This window comes from Geobacillus lituanicus (genome assembly GCF_050994965.1).
Classification (GTDB): domain Bacteria; phylum Bacillota; class Bacilli; order Bacillales; family Anoxybacillaceae; genus Geobacillus; species Geobacillus stearothermophilus.
In genome coordinates this window covers 1340411-1354140 of the sequence record NZ_CP194773.1, presented here as the reverse complement: position 1 = coordinate 1354140, position 13730 = coordinate 1340411, and the positions used below count along the sequence as shown (strand labels likewise).

Annotated in this window: 15 protein-coding genes; 4 read left to right on the top strand and 11 right to left on the bottom strand. The window is 54.3% G+C overall.

Annotated elements, in window-relative coordinates; genetic code table 11:
* Window positions 1-12: 12 nt before the first annotated feature.
* The 3 genes from pyc to ACR1UW_RS06830 all read right to left on the bottom strand — a co-directional run bounded on the left by pyc (window position 13) and on the right by ACR1UW_RS06830 (window position 5135).
* A complete protein-coding gene (gene pyc / locus ACR1UW_RS06840) occupies window positions 13-3456 on the bottom strand; it encodes a pyruvate carboxylase (protein WP_498935040.1) in 3444 nt (1147 codons plus the stop codon).
* Between the two features lie 58 nt (window positions 3457-3514).
* Window positions 3515-4726, bottom strand: coding sequence for an FtsW/RodA/SpoVE family cell cycle protein (locus tag ACR1UW_RS06835; protein ID WP_160269102.1), 1212 nt, complete (start codon window positions 4724-4726; stop codon window positions 3515-3517).
* 121 nt (window positions 4727-4847) lie between these two features.
* Window positions 4848-5135 (bottom strand): Fpa/YlaN family protein, encoded by a 288-nt coding sequence (locus tag ACR1UW_RS06830; RefSeq protein WP_033008511.1) that lies wholly within the window; start codon window positions 5133-5135, stop codon window positions 4848-4850.
* 164 nt (window positions 5136-5299) lie between these two features.
* Here ACR1UW_RS06830 and ACR1UW_RS06825 point away from each other — a divergent pair, with 164 nt between their 5' ends.
* Complete coding sequence (locus tag ACR1UW_RS06825) at window positions 5300-5806, top strand: hypothetical protein (protein WP_044742651.1); 507 nt, start codon at window positions 5300-5302, stop codon at window positions 5804-5806.
* A gap of 118 nt (window positions 5807-5924) precedes the next feature.
* Here the strand turns inward: ACR1UW_RS06825 and ACR1UW_RS06820 are convergent, their stop codons facing one another.
* The gene (locus ACR1UW_RS06820) at window positions 5925-7256 is read right to left on the bottom strand and encodes a PhoH family protein (protein ID WP_033008508.1); all 1332 of its coding nucleotides are present in this window, start codon (window positions 7254-7256) and stop codon (window positions 5925-5927) included.
* A 134-nt stretch (window positions 7257-7390) separates the two neighbouring features.
* Between ACR1UW_RS06820 and ACR1UW_RS06815 the strand changes: the two genes are divergently transcribed.
* Together ACR1UW_RS06815 and ACR1UW_RS06810 are read left to right on the top strand one after the other, a co-directional pair.
* The gene (locus ACR1UW_RS06815) at window positions 7391-7987 is read left to right on the top strand and encodes a YhcN/YlaJ family sporulation lipoprotein (RefSeq protein ID WP_044742650.1); all 597 of its coding nucleotides are present in this window, start codon (window positions 7391-7393) and stop codon (window positions 7985-7987) included.
* Window positions 7988-8051: 64 nt separating this feature from the next.
* Entirely contained in the window at window positions 8052-8252 is a 201-nt protein-coding gene (locus ACR1UW_RS06810; protein WP_498935037.1) for a YlaI family protein, read from the top strand.
* A 59-nt stretch (window positions 8253-8311) separates the two neighbouring features.
* Here the strand turns inward: ACR1UW_RS06810 and ACR1UW_RS06805 are convergent, their stop codons facing one another.
* From ACR1UW_RS06805 to typA, 3 genes are all read right to left on the bottom strand, one after another.
* Window positions 8312-8596: a hypothetical protein gene (locus ACR1UW_RS06805; protein ID WP_033008503.1), complete on the bottom strand. Its 285-nt coding sequence runs from the start codon at window positions 8594-8596 to the stop codon at window positions 8312-8314.
* On the bottom strand, window positions 8593-8901 hold the full coding sequence (locus ACR1UW_RS06800; protein ID WP_033008502.1) for a YlaH-like family protein: 309 nt from the start codon (window positions 8899-8901) through the stop codon (window positions 8593-8595). Before ACR1UW_RS06800 ends, ACR1UW_RS06805 begins: the two co-directional genes overlap by 4 nt.
* 135 nt (window positions 8902-9036) lie before the next feature.
* Window positions 9037-10881 carry a translational GTPase TypA gene (gene typA / locus ACR1UW_RS06795; RefSeq protein WP_033008501.1) on the bottom strand — a complete coding sequence of 615 codons (1845 nt, stop codon included), beginning with the start codon at window positions 10879-10881 and terminating at the stop codon, window positions 9037-9039.
* A gap of 119 nt (window positions 10882-11000) precedes the next feature.
* Between typA and ACR1UW_RS06790 the strand changes: the two genes are divergently transcribed.
* The gene (locus ACR1UW_RS06790; protein ID WP_158236218.1) at window positions 11001-11174 is read left to right on the top strand and encodes a DUF5325 family protein; all 174 of its coding nucleotides are present in this window, start codon (window positions 11001-11003) and stop codon (window positions 11172-11174) included.
* Between the two features lie 72 nt (window positions 11175-11246).
* On the opposite strand, the gene ACR1UW_RS06785 is transcribed toward ACR1UW_RS06790, so the two are convergent.
* The 4 genes from ACR1UW_RS06785 to ACR1UW_RS06770 form a co-directional block, all read right to left on the bottom strand.
* Window positions 11247-12041 carry an inositol monophosphatase family protein gene (locus ACR1UW_RS06785; protein ID WP_033008500.1) on the bottom strand — a complete coding sequence of 265 codons (795 nt, stop codon included), beginning with the start codon at window positions 12039-12041 and terminating at the stop codon, window positions 11247-11249.
* Window positions 12042-12141: 100 nt separating this feature from the next.
* Window positions 12142-12330: a YkzI domain-containing protein gene (locus ACR1UW_RS06780; protein ID WP_020959194.1), complete on the bottom strand. Its 189-nt coding sequence runs from the start codon at window positions 12328-12330 to the stop codon at window positions 12142-12144.
* 111 nt (window positions 12331-12441) lie between these two features.
* Window positions 12442-12750 (bottom strand): UPF0223 family protein, encoded by a 309-nt coding sequence (locus ACR1UW_RS06775; RefSeq protein WP_498935033.1) that lies wholly within the window; start codon window positions 12748-12750, stop codon window positions 12442-12444.
* 16 nt (window positions 12751-12766) lie between these two features.
* Window positions 12767-13726, bottom strand: coding sequence for an NAD(P)H-dependent flavin oxidoreductase (locus tag ACR1UW_RS06770; protein ID WP_498935031.1), 960 nt, complete (start codon window positions 13724-13726; stop codon window positions 12767-12769).
* Between the last annotated feature and the right edge of the window lie 4 nt (window positions 13727-13730).

The following is a 13730-nucleotide window of genomic DNA, read 5'->3' as shown; positions in this document are numbered from 1 at the left end:
ATCCCTTTTTCATTATTTGGATAGCTCAATCAGCAAGTCGCCCGCCTGAATGGCATCGCCGCTTTTGACGTAAATGTCTTTGACAATGCCAGCAAACGGCGCCTGCACCGTCGTTTCCATTTTCATCGCTTCCGTGACCATCAAATGGTCGCCTTTATCCACTTTCTCCCCTTTTTCGACAAGCACTTTCACAACCGTACCCGGCATCGTCGCCGCAATATGGTTCGGATTCGTCCGGTCGGCCTTGATGCGCTCAGCAACGGCCGCTTTGATGCTCTCATCGCGGATGATGACTTCGCGCGGCTGGCCGTTCAGCTCGAAGTAGACGACGCGCGTGCCATCGGCCTGCGGCTGGCCGATCGACACGAGCTTGACGATGAGCGTTTTGCCGCGTTCAATCTCCACTTCAATTTCCTCGCCGAGGCGCATGCCGTACAGGAACGTCGGTGTATCGAGCACGGAAATATCGCCGTATTTTTCGACCGTGTCGGCATATTCTAAAAACACTTTCGGATAAAGCGCATAGGCAATGGCGTCAAAGTCGGTCACTTCGCGGCCGAGCTTGTCATGCAGCTCCCGCTTGATTTGCTCGAAGTCAACCGGCTCAAGAAGCTCACCCGGGCGGACGGTGATCGGTTCGCGCCCTTTCAAAATGATGCGCTGCAGCTCTTTCGGAAATCCGCCGTGCGGCTGGCCTAAATAGCCTTCGAAAAACTCGACGACCGAATCCGGGAAGTTGAGCGTTTCGCCGCGCTCAAAAATGTCTTGTTCGGTCAAGTTGTTTTGCACCATATACAGCGCCATGTCGCCGACGACTTTCGATGATGGCGTCACTTTGACGATATCGCCGAACAAGTCGTTCACACGGCGGTACATTTCTTTCACTTCATCCCAGCGGTCGCCGAGGCCGACCGCTTTCGCTTGCTGCTGCAAATTGCTGTATTGGCCGCCCGGCATCTCGTGCATGTATACTTCCGTATGCGGGGCGTTCATGCCGCTTTCAAACTCCTGATAAAACTTGCGCACATCTTCCCAATAGCGAGCCAGCTGCTCCAAGCCATAAATGTCAACTTCCGGCGCCCGCTCTGTTCCTTCCAACGCATAGTAGAGCGTATTGGCGCTCGGCTGCGACGTCAAGCCGGCCATCGAGCTGACGGCGACATCAACAATGTCCACACCCGCTTCAATCGCTTTGGCGTACGTGTAAATGCCGTTGCCGCTCGTATCGTGCGTATGCAAATGGATCGGAATATCGACCGTTTCCTTAAGCGCGGAAATGAGCACGTACGCCGCCTGCGGCTTCAAAAGCCCTGCCATATCTTTAATGCCCAAAATGTGCGCTCCGGCTTGCTCGAGCTCTTTGGCGAGCGACTTGTAATAGTCCAAATTGTACTTCGGCCGGCTCGGGTCCAAAATGTCGCCGGTGTAGCAAATGGCGGCCTCGGCGATTTTACCGCTTTGCCGGACGGCGTCGATCGCCACCGTCATTCCTTTCACCCAGTTTAAGCTGTCAAAAATGCGGAAGACATCGATGCCGGCTTGCGCTGATTTGTCGACGAACTCGCGGATGACGTTGTCGGGATAGTTTTTATACCCCACGGCGTTGGCCGAACGAAGCAGCATTTGGAACAGCACGTTCGGGATGCGCTCGCGCAGCTTGAGCAGCCGGTCCCACGGATCTTCTTTCAAAAAGCGGTACGCCACATCAAACGTCGCTCCGCCCCACATCTCAAGCGAGAACAAATTCGGCAGCAGGCGCGCCGTCGGTTCGGCGATGCGCAGCATGTCGATCGTGCGCACGCGCGTCGCCAACAGCGACTGATGGGCGTCGCGGAACGTCGTATCAGTGAGCAGGACGCGCGGCTGTTCTTGAATCCAGCGAATGAGCCCCTCGGCGCCGCGTTCGTCCAACATTTGCTTCGTTCCGGCCGGGATCGGTTCGGTTTCGCTCAATTTCGGCACGCGCGGCTTGTCAAACACCGGCTTTTTCTTTTTGCCGATTCCAGGGAAGCCGTTGACCGTCACCGTGCCGATGTAGGTGAGCATTTTCGTCCCGCGGTCTTTCCGGCGCGGAAACACAAACAATTCCGGCGTTGTGTCAATGAACGATGTATCATATTCCCCTGACAAAAACTTCGGATGCTGCACGACATTTTCCAAAAACGGGATGTTCGTTTTAATGCCGCGAATGCGGAATTCGCGCAAGTTGCGCAGCATTTTTCTTGCCGCCTGCTCAAACGTCAGCGCCCATGTCGACAACTTGACGAGCAAGGAATCGTAATACGGCGTAATGACCGCCCCCTGGAAGCCATTGCCGGCGTCCAAACGCACGCCAAAGCCGCCGCCTGAGCGGTACGCCATAATTTTCCCGGTATCCGGCATAAAGTTGTTGAGCGGGTCCTCAGTCGTCACCCGCGACTGAATGGCATAGCCGTTAATGCGGATGTCTTCCTGCTTCGGAATGCCGACTTCATGGCTGTGAAGCGGAAAACCGTCGGCAATCAAAATTTGCGACTGGACGATGTCAATGCCGGTGATCATTTCGGTGATCGTATGCTCGACTTGGATGCGCGGATTGACCTCAATGAAATAAAATTCATCGCCTGAGACAAGGAACTCAACCGTACCGGCGTTGACGTAGCCGACGCTTTTCATCAGTTTGACCGCCGCTTCACAAATGCGCTGGCGCAGCTCGTCCGACAGCGAGACGCTCGGCGCAACCTCAACGACTTTTTGGTGGCGGCGCTGCACCGAGCAGTCACGTTCGTAAAGATGGACAATGTTTCCTTCATGGTCGCCCAAAATTTGCACTTCAATGTGCTTTGGCTTTTCGATTAGCTTTTCGACATAGACGTCATCGCTGCCAAATGCCGCCTTCGCCTCTGATTTGGCGCGTTCAAACGCTTCTTTCACTTCAGACTTGGAACGGACGATGCGCATGCCGCGTCCGCCGCCGCCCAGCGCCGCCTTGATGATGATCGGATATCCGTGCGTTTCGGCAAAGCGGACGACATCCTCAAGGCCGCCGACCGGTCCGTCGCTGCCCGGGATGACCGGAATGCCCGCTTTCATGGCCGCATGGCGCGCTTTTACCTTGTCGCCAAACATGTCGAGGTGATCCTCGTTTGGGCCGATGAAAATAATCCCTTCCTCGCGGCACCGTTTCGCAAATTGGATATTTTCCGACAAAAACCCGTACCCCGGATGGATGGCATCAACGTCGTGAGCTTTGGCGATTTCGATGATGCCCTCGATGTCCAAATACGCTTCAATCGGCTTTTTCCCTTCGCCGACCAAATACGCTTCATCCGCCTTATAGCGGTGGTACGAACCGGCATCTTCCTTCGAGTAAATGGCTACAGTGCGGATGCCGAGCTCCGTGCAGGCGCGGAAGACGCGAATGGCGATCTCCCCGCGGTTGGCTACAAGCACTTTGTGAATTCGTCTTGTCCTCATCGTCTCTCCTCCTTTCTAATTAAACTATAAAAGTTTTGCCGTTTTGTAAATACACTTTCTAAAAAGTCAGACCTTTTTTTGACGCGTTCACGGCTTGTTTTTCGCTTTTTTTGTATCGCTGTTCATACTTTGTAAACATCGAAATGTTCACCAGCAAGCCGAGCGAGGCCATCATCAGGACGAGCGATGTCCCCCCGTAGCTGACGAGCGGCAGCGGCACCCCGGTGATGGGAATGAGCCCGACGACTCCGCCGACGTTAATAAACGTCTGGAAGCCGATCATGACGGAAATGCCGATGGCGAGCAAGCTGCCGAACGCATCAGTCGAGCGGCGGGCGATCCACAATCCGCGCAGCACGATAAACGCCAATAGCCCAAGCGTGAACATGACGCCGAACAAACCGAGCTCTTCGGCAATGACGGCCATAATAAAGTCGGTGTGCGACTCCGGCAAATAGCCGTACTTTTGGATGCCTTTTCCGAGCCCAAGCCCTTTCAGCCCGCCGATCCCGATCGCCAAATACGAATTGACGAGCTGATAGCCGTCCGTATCCGCATATTGAAACGGATCCAAAAAACTGTAAAGGCGCGACAACCGTTCGTCCGAAAAAATCTTTTTGCCCATGAACGGAAGCCAAAGCGGCGACAGCATCACGGCGATCAAAGCGAAAAAGAGCAGCTGCTTGAAAAGCAACGTGAGGCGCAGTCCAGACGAAAGAATGATGCACACCGCGATGACAAAAACGATAAACGCCGTGCCGAAGTCCGGCTGAATGGCGATCAACGCACAAATAAACAGCGTATAGTAAATGGGGAATAAATTGCTTTTCACCGGCTCAGCCAGCCGTTTCCGCTTGTTGGCAAACGCCGCCGACAAGTACAAAATCAGGCCGAGCTTGGCCAGCTCCGCCGGCTGGATGGAAAGCGCCCCAACGCGAAACCAGCTTGTCGCATTGTTGGCCGTATGGCCAAGGAACGCAACCGCGATCAGCATCAGCGGGGAAGCGAAGAAAACGAATTTCACGAATCGTTCTTTTCGCCACACTTTATACGGAATAATAGCCATCATGGCAAAGGCAGCGAGCGCGGCGATGAGCCAATGCTTTTGCCGCTCATAAAAATAGTCGCTCGGCACCTCAAAACGGATGACGGCCGTCACCATGCTCGCGCTGTACACCATAATCAGGCCGAACAACGACAGCATAATGACCGCGGCCATGAGCGGATAATCGTAACATTTCAACACTTTCTTCCGTAATTGTCGATCCATCGTCCCTCTTCCCTGTTTGCACGTATGTACATAAATCATTCGCAGCAGCGCGCCGATTTCCTGCCCAAAAACAGAAAAACTCAAACGACGGCAGGCCAATCGTTTGAGTTGCCATGTATCGTTATCGTACGCGCTTTTTTGTCACTGCTTCATGCAACGCGGAAAGCTCGCGCTCAAGCCGGTCAAGGAGCGCCTTTCCGTCTTTGGCCTCCACAAGCCCGAGGCGCACCGCAAAGTCGATTTCCCGCGACAAGCCGAACATTTGCGTGTCCAACACTTCCTCATAGAGCGGACATTGCGGCATCGTCAAATGATCCATTTGCACGCGGATGAGCTGAATAATTTTTTCCGCATCGGCTTGCAGCAGCGCGTACGCCTTTTCGCGATAGCCCATCGATTCGTCCGTCACATCGATCCCTCCGTTCTCTCCCCTATCCTTCTTTAAATCTTAACGTGAAACAAGCCATTTTGCAAGTTGAAACCATTGACAGCAATCCGGCTTGGAACATGACAAACGCTTTATTTATTATTATACTAAAAACAGCGGCAACATGCAGAGGAGAGGGTGTCTTGATGAGCGATATTATCATGCTGACGGGAAAGGTCAACTTTACGATTACGCTCGACCCTGGCGTCTGGATTTTCGATGACCGAAAAGTCGATTTGGACACGTATTTTTCGCATCCGAAACCGGATCAGGCCGAGGCAGGGCAAGAGGAAGAAGAAATCAAAAAGTGGTCGGCGTTTTGGGACCGGGAAATTCAGGAGGGGGCCGTCTTTCCGCCCACATTGAAAACCGAGCGGCGCTTTTTGAAGGAGAAAATCATCACCGGTTCGTTCGGCATGCCGTTTGCTCCGTTTTTGCAAAACGCTGAACCGCACGAAGACGCTTCCGAACTTGTCGTCGTGACGGAAAGCGGGGAAACGGTGATCCCGCTCGACAAAGCATACGATTTGATTTTTGCTTTTTCTAAAAACGGAAAGCCGCTGCGCGATGACGGTCCGGTGCACATTTATTTCGGCGACGGCTCGAACCGCGAAGCGCCGATTACCCATGTGCGCCAGCTCATCGTCCGCTGACCAGACGCTCCGTCAAGAGGACGTCCGGTTTTCGGTCGGCCGTGAGGGGCCGCCATTCCTGTTCGTTCGCGTGACGCAGGATTGGCAGCCTCCCAAGCGGCCGGTTGGAAGACGAGGGCTAAAGCAAGTCGGCAGCGAGCTGGGCGAGCGCGGAACGCTCTCCTTTGACAAGGCGGATATGACCGGCGATTTTTTGGTCTTTGAATTTCTCGACCACATACGTCAAGCCGTTGTTGTATTCATCCAAATATGGATGGTCGATCTGTTCCGGATCGCCCATTAAAATGATTTTGCTTTTTTCGCCGACGCGCGTCAAAATCGTCTTCACTTCATGCTTTGTCAAGTTTTGCGCCTCATCAATAATGATGAACTGCTCCGGCAGGCTGCGGCCGCGAATGTAGGTGAGCGCCTCGACTTCAATCGAGCTCATGCCGGCTAAAATGGCGTCCAATTCCCCCGGCTTTTTCGTGTTGAACAAATACTCAAGGTTGTCAAAAATCGGCTGCATCCACGGGCGCAGCTTTTCTTCCTTTTCCCCGGGCAAAAAGCCGAGGTCTTTCCCCATCGGCACGATCGGGCGCGCGACAAGCAGCTTTTTGTACGTGCGCAAGTCTTCAGTCTGCATGAGCCCGGCAGCAAGCGCGAGCAGCGTTTTCCCGGTTCCAGCCTTGCCGATTAACGTCACGAGCGGAATATCGTCGCGCATAAGCAGCTCAAACGCCATCGTTTGCTGCACGTTGCGCGGGCGAATGCCCCATATATGCTCATGATGAAAAATCAGCTTCTTCACCTTTTTGCCGTTTTGGTCGACGATGCCAATCGCCGAAGCTGAACTGCCGAATGCGTCTTTCATAATAATAAACTGATTCGGGTAAAACGGGTGATCAGCGATATCGGCCAACACGAGCTCCCCTTTATCATAAAACCGTTGCAGGTGATCCCTCCCTATGTACAGTTCCAAAAACCCGGTGTAAATATGGTCGACGTCAACGACGCGGTCGCTTAAGAAGTCTTCGGCCTGCAGCCCGATGGCATCCGCTTTCACGCGCACGAGCGCATCTTTGCTCACCAAAATGACCGAACGTCCGTCCTCTTTCGCTTGTTCCTCAAGCGATAAGTTTTTCGCCACCGCCAAAATGCGGTTGTCGTTCGTTTTTTCGACAAAAATTTCCTGAAGCTGATGGAATGAACGGTGGTTCAGTTCAATGCGCAGCACCCCTCCGTTTTCAAGCGGAATTTTCTCGTGCAGCTTGCCGTTCTCGCGCAGGCGGTCGATCAGCTTCGACACCTGGCGGGCGTTTCTCCCGACCTCATCCATATACCGCTTTTTCGAATCCACTTCCTCCAGGACGACAGCCGGAATGACGACCTCGTTGTCCTCGAACGAAAAAATTGAATACGGGTCTTGCAAGAGGACGTTTGTATCAAGCACATAGATTTTCTTTCCCAAATTCCGCTTCCCCCTAGCGTCCGTTTTTCGCCTTGTATACCGGATGGGAATGGCTGTGGTATAGCATATGAAAAAATGTATAAAGATAGAAGGATTTTTGCAAAATAAAGTCAAAAAAGCAGAGGTGAGCAAAGATGAAGAAAACACTCGGATGGCTGGCCGCCTTCTCCCTTCTTCTTTTAGGCGGATGCAATGTTGGAAACAGCAATGAAGCAAACGATGGGGACCGTTCGCTTGTGCGCGTCAGAAATACGGTTGATGAGCAGGTAGAAAATAAATCGGGCCAGGAGATCGCCCGCCGGATTGCGGAGATCGCGAACCGTGTGCCGAACGTTCACGATGCTACCGCGATCGTTGTGGGCAAGTACGCCATCGTCGGCATTGACGTCGGCGCCAATGTCGACGCCTCACGCGTCGGCACGATCAAATATTCCGTTGCAGAAGCGCTGCAAAAAGACCCGTACGGCGCCAACGCAATTATTATCGCCGATCCGGACCTTTACACGCGCGTGCGCAACATCGGCCGGCAAATTGATGAGGGGCGGCCGGTGCAGGCATTCATGAACGAAATCGCCGACATCGTTGGACGGGTGATGCCGGAAGTGCCAAGCGACCTGTTTGAAACGACGCCAAATCCGACCGAAGAAAACGACGGGCAGTTGAACAACCAAGAGGAACGGCAGTTGAACGAACGTCAAGAAAAGCAGTCCAACCACCACTTAAACCGCTGAACGATTCCGCTGCGCTGTGGTATAATGGATCGGGAGGGGCATTTTCTAGTTGCTGAGGTGAACAATGAGAGTCAAATGCGTGCTTTGCGAACAAATTGACACGATCGACGACGAATCGCCGCTCGCCAAACGGCTTCGCAACCGCCCGATCCATACGTACATGTGCCGCCGCTGCCATGACCGCATTGCGGAAAAAACACGGATGCGGCTGGCGACAGGAAAATTCCGCTTCTATCGCGGCAACCGCACCGATGACGATTGGTAACCAAAAACCGGCACTGAGAAGCGGCCGCTTTCCAGTGCCGGTTTTGCTTTTTTATTTCTTTATGATCCGTACTTCTCGGGCTCGGCTTCGATCTGCCGCCATATCGCTTCCGCCAGCTCCACAGGGAAATGAGCCGTCTTTGTTTCCCCGCCGCACCTATATTCAACAACGTACCGCCCGCTCGCTTCGTCTTTGGCGGCCTTCACCGCCGTCACGCCGAAGTTGTTTTCCAAGATAGCCAGAAAAAACGACGCCGTGTCGCGCGCCGCCTCATCGTGCGGGCGGGCGGCGGCGACAATTTCGATTGTCAGCCAGTTGTAAAGAGCGTCTTGCACCGATTTCATGGCTTTTCTCCCTCTTTCGCCTGCCTGAGGCGGATTTTATAAATGAGCAATACGAGCGCGGCGACCGCCAATCCTTCCGCCACAGGCAAAAAAACAGCGAAAAACGTTAACACCGTGCAGCCGAGCGCCAGCAAGACGTAAATGACGGCGCTTTTCAACAGCGGCAGCCGGCGGGCAAAACCGAGACGGTAAACAAGCGCCGCCAGCAGCAAAACCGTGGCGTACAGCAGCCACATGCCGCGCTCGGGATTGCCGTCAACGTCATAAAGCGAGGCGAAAAACGTCAGCCGTTCCAGCACGTTCATACTGTTCCCTCCCGTTCACCCGAATGGCCCGCCAAAACGCAGCCCTGTTTTGTTTCCTCTCAAGCGCCGCGCGGCAGAAGCATGCACACGCCGGCGCATCCAGGGCTTTCCCGGTTAGCCAAAGGCATGCCGCTTCTATTTTGCCTGTTGCGCCGCTTTCTTTCTCTTCTCCGCTTTTTCGCGCTCGCTTTTGCTTAAGATTTTTTTGCGCAAACGAATGGAAACCGGCGTCACTTCGCAATATTCATCGTCGTTCAAATACTCAAGCGCCTCTTCCAACGTCAGCAGGCGCGGCTTTTTCATCGTCACCGTCTGCTCTTTCGTCGATGAGCGCACATTCGTAACATGCTTCTCGCGGCAAATGTTGACGACAAGGTCGTTTTCCCGGTTGTGCTCGCCGACGATCATTCCTTCGTACACTTCTGTGCCCGGCTCGACAAAAATCGTGCCGCGGTCCTCAAGCTGCATAATGCTGTACGCTGTCGCCTTGCCGGTTTCCATCGAGACGAGCACCCCTTGGCGGCGGCCTCCAATCGCGCCAGCCTGCATGGGAGCGTAATGGTCAAATGAATGGTTTAAAATGCCATACCCACGCGTCAGCGACATAAATTCGCTTCGATAGCCGATCAACCCGCGCGACGGCACAAGAAAGACGAGGCGCACTTGTCCGTTGTCTCCATGCACCATATCGGCGAGTTCGCCTTTGCGGCTGCCAAGCGATTCCATAACGGCGCCGGTATACTCTTCCGGAACGTCGATCACGACTCGTTCAATCGGTTCGCACAAAACGCCATCGATCTCTTTGACAATGACTTCCGGCTTCGATACTTGCAGTTCATACCCTTCTCGGCGCATGCTTTCAATTAGAATGGCTAAATGAAGCTCGCCGCGTCCGGAAACGATCCATGCATCCGGCGAATCGGTCGGCTCGACGCGCAGGCTGACATCGGTCTCAAGCTGGGTGAGCAGCCGCTCTTCCAACTTCCGTGCCGTCACATATTTGCCTTCGCGCCCGGCAAACGGGCTGTTGTTGACAAGAAAGGTCATTTTCAGCGTCGGCTCATCAATATGAAGCGGCGGCAACGGTTCCTGGCGGTCCGGCGGACAAACGGTCTCGCCGACGTTAATGTCTTCCATTCCCGCAACAGCCACGATGTCGCCGGCGTGGGCTTCTTCAATCTCGATCCGCTTTAAGCCAATAAAGCCGAACAACTTTGTGACGCGGAACTGTCTCACGGTGCCGTCGCGCTTCAATAAGGCGACTTGCTGGCCGGTTTTCATCGTGCCGCGGAAAATGCGCCCGATGCCGATGCGGCCCACGTATTCGTTATAATCGAGCAGGGCCACCTGGAATTGCAACGGTTCATCGCGATTGTCCGCCGGCGCCGGAATATGCTCGATGATCGTCTCAAACAAGGCGGTCATGTCCCCGCCTTGCCGGTCCGGGTCAAGGCTTGATGTTCCGCGCAGCGCCGATGTGTACACGACCGGAAACTCAAGCTGCTCCTCCGAAGCGCCGAGTTCAATAAACAAGTCGATCACTTCATCGACGACTTCCGCCGGACGGGCAAACTCGCGGTCGATTTTGTTGACGACGACAATCGGCACAAGCTGCTGCTCAAGCGCTTTTTTGAGCACAAACCGCGTTTGCGGCATGCAGCCTTCGTACGCATCGACGACAAGCAAGACGCCGTCAACAAGGCGCATGATCCGCTCCACTTCCCCGCCGAAATCGGCGTGCCCCGGTGTATCCAAAATGTTGATGCGCGTCCCTTTATACAACACAGCAGTATTTTTGGCTAAAATCGTAATGCCGCGCTCACGCTCCAAATCGTTGCGATCAAGCGCCCGCTCCTCGACTTGTTCGTTTTCGCGGAATGTCCCCGACTGCCGGAGCAGTTGGTCGACGAGCGTCGTTTTTCCATGGTCGACGTGGGCGATAATCGCAATATTGCGAAGATCCATTCGTTTCTTGGTCAATGTTGGTCACTCCTGTTAGACAAGCTGCTCGTCTATTATATCACAAAACATAGAAAATCAGCATATTTTCCGGTACACTAGAAAAAGACGCCTCATTTTCCGAGAAAGGAGTCAAGCGGATGAAACGCATCGAACCTGTGCCGCTGCTACTCGCCATCCTCGCTGTCGCCGCCGTCATGGCGATCGGCGTTTTCATCGCTGAGCAAAGCGCAACCGGCATCGCCGTCTCGACGCTCACGTTTATCGCCATCATGGGCGCCGGGTTCGTTCGCAAAAAGCGGATGCGCGAATAAAAAAACGGGACTGATCCGAAAACGCACTCGCATTTTGGATCAGCCCCTTTTCTTGCCGCAGCCTCCTTCTCGTCAGCCCCGAAGGTAGCGCTGCAAAATTTCCTCATGCACGCCCGGCTTGGCGGCAAGCACAGAGCTGCGGTTGAGCAGATCGATCGGCTTTCCGTCGAGGTTCGTCATGATTCCGCCCGCCTCTTCAATTAAAATCATCCCGCCGGCAAAATCCCACGGCGACAGGCGCGGCGAAATGTAGGCGTCCAAGCGGCCGGCTGCGACATAGGCGAGCTCGAGCGCCGCCGACCCGTACGAACGCGTGCCGCGCGCATCTTTGGCCAGCCTCACGAGTGGACGATGGTCGAGACGTTTATTTTCCATGAGCCATGTGCCATTAATGGCGATGATCGATTCCGCCACCGGTGCCGGCTGCAAGCGGCCGAGCGGCTCGCCGTTCAAAAACAGCCCCTTCCCTTTTTGCGCGGTATACAGCTCGTCAAAGACAACGTCATACACATAGCCAAGCTGGCCGACGCCATCTTCGAAAATGCCGACCGACACGGCAAAGTGGCGCCGCTGATGGACAAAGTTCATCGTTCCGTCAATCGGGTCAATGACCCATACAACGCCGTCCAATGCGGCCAGCTCATCGCCGAACCCTTCTTCGCCCAACAGGCGATGGCCGGGAAATTGGCGGCGGATGTGCTCGGCGAAAAACTGCTCAATGCCGCGGTCGACGTTCGTCACCAAGTCGTTGCGGTTTTCCTTCGTTTCCACAGTCAGCGGCTCCGCAAACGAGGCGCGGATGCGCTGTCCCGCTTCTGCAATCCATTGCCGGGCATACTGGTCGATCTCTTCCCATTTTCCTTCCATGTCTATTCCTCCCGCTTTCATTATGTACGCAGCAGCCGGAAAGGGGTGGGCACCGCTCAAGAAAAAAACGAACCGCAAAGATGGTTCGCCTTAAAAATGGTCATACTTGAAGGCGCATCAGTTCTTGGCGCAGCTTTTCAAGCCGCCGTTTGCATTCTCTTTTCTTTTCTTCATCGTTTTCCATCATGGCTTCATACAGCGTCGCCAATTCATAATCAAGTTCGAGCCGCAACACCGCCATGCGTTTGTCTCCGTCTGGCCGTTTCAGCGAATTGGCGGTTTTTTTCATCTTCGTCCGCACCCCTTTCTCGATCATCCGCTAAACTTCCGGCGCCCCTCACGGAATGTGCTGCTTCGTTTTGTTTTATATTATATTATGTGGAAAAAGGGGTGTATGCAACTAATTTGTGCGTTTACCTACCGCGTTTCGCCCGCTTGGCCCGATTTGAATCCAGTCGCCGTTTTTTGCCTCTTTCACCTGCTTGATGACCGCGTACGATGAATAGCCGCTTTCCTTTTCAAACTCGGCGTACAACCGGTTTTCCTCGCTTTTGGACGGGACGATCTCTTTGAAACGGCGGTATATCTCCATTAATTCTTCGCGTTTCATCCCCCGCTCATACGCCGTTTCGACCGCCGTAAAAAATTTAATGACATCGATGATTTCTTGCGTCGACCAATCATACGAAAACGGGTACGAATAGCCCATTGTTTCACCTCCGCCGTTAGTTTGCCCAACGGCGCCGAATTTGTTCCGCCTCGCCGATCATGCGGGCAAACAGTTCAGCAACCGACGGAATGTCGTGAATGAGCCCAATCGCCTGTCCAGCCCAAGCGAACCCTTCATCCACCTTCCCTTCGTAAATAAAGCGCCGATTCGCCTCTCCGCTAATGTATTCTTTCAAATCGTCATACGTGCCGCCTTGGCGCTCAATTTCCAATATTTTTTCTGTCCACTTGTTGGCAATTGCCCGCCCCGGCGCTCCGAGCGACCGTTTGATGACCACTGTGTCATGCTCACTGGCGTTCACGATCATGTCTTTGTATATCGGATGGGCGTGAACGCATTCTTTCGTGGCGATAAACCGCGTGCCCATTTCAATTCCTTCCGCTCCAAGCGCCAGCGCCGCCATAAGCCCGCGCCCGTCGGCGATCCCGCCCGAAGCGATGACCGGAATCGATACGGAATCAACGACTTTCGGGATGAGGACGAACGTGCCGGTATCATATTTGCCAAGGTGGCCGCCCCCTTCCTGCCCGACGACCATCACCGCATCGGCGCCAAGCTCTTCCGCTTTGACCGCTTGGCGAACAGCTGCGACAAGCACTAATGTTTTGACGTTCGTTCCTTTCAGCAGTTCAAAAAACGGCGCCGGATTGCCGCCTGTGACCGAGACGACCGGCACGCCCTCATCAAGCGCCGCCTCAAGCATATGAGCGAACGGGCGGCCGTGCTGGCCGATGGCAAAATTAACTCCAAACGGCCGGTCCGTCTTTTCTTTCACTTTGCGGATTTCCTCGCGCAAGCGCTCCGGGCTTTCAAGCGACATCGCCGTAATTTGGCCGAGCCCACCGGCGTTGGAGACGGCGGCGGCCAAGTCGGCGTACGCCAGATAGGCCAGTCCCCCTTGAATGATTGGATATGTAATGCCGAGCAGCTCGGTCACTCTCGTGCTCCATTCCATCGAT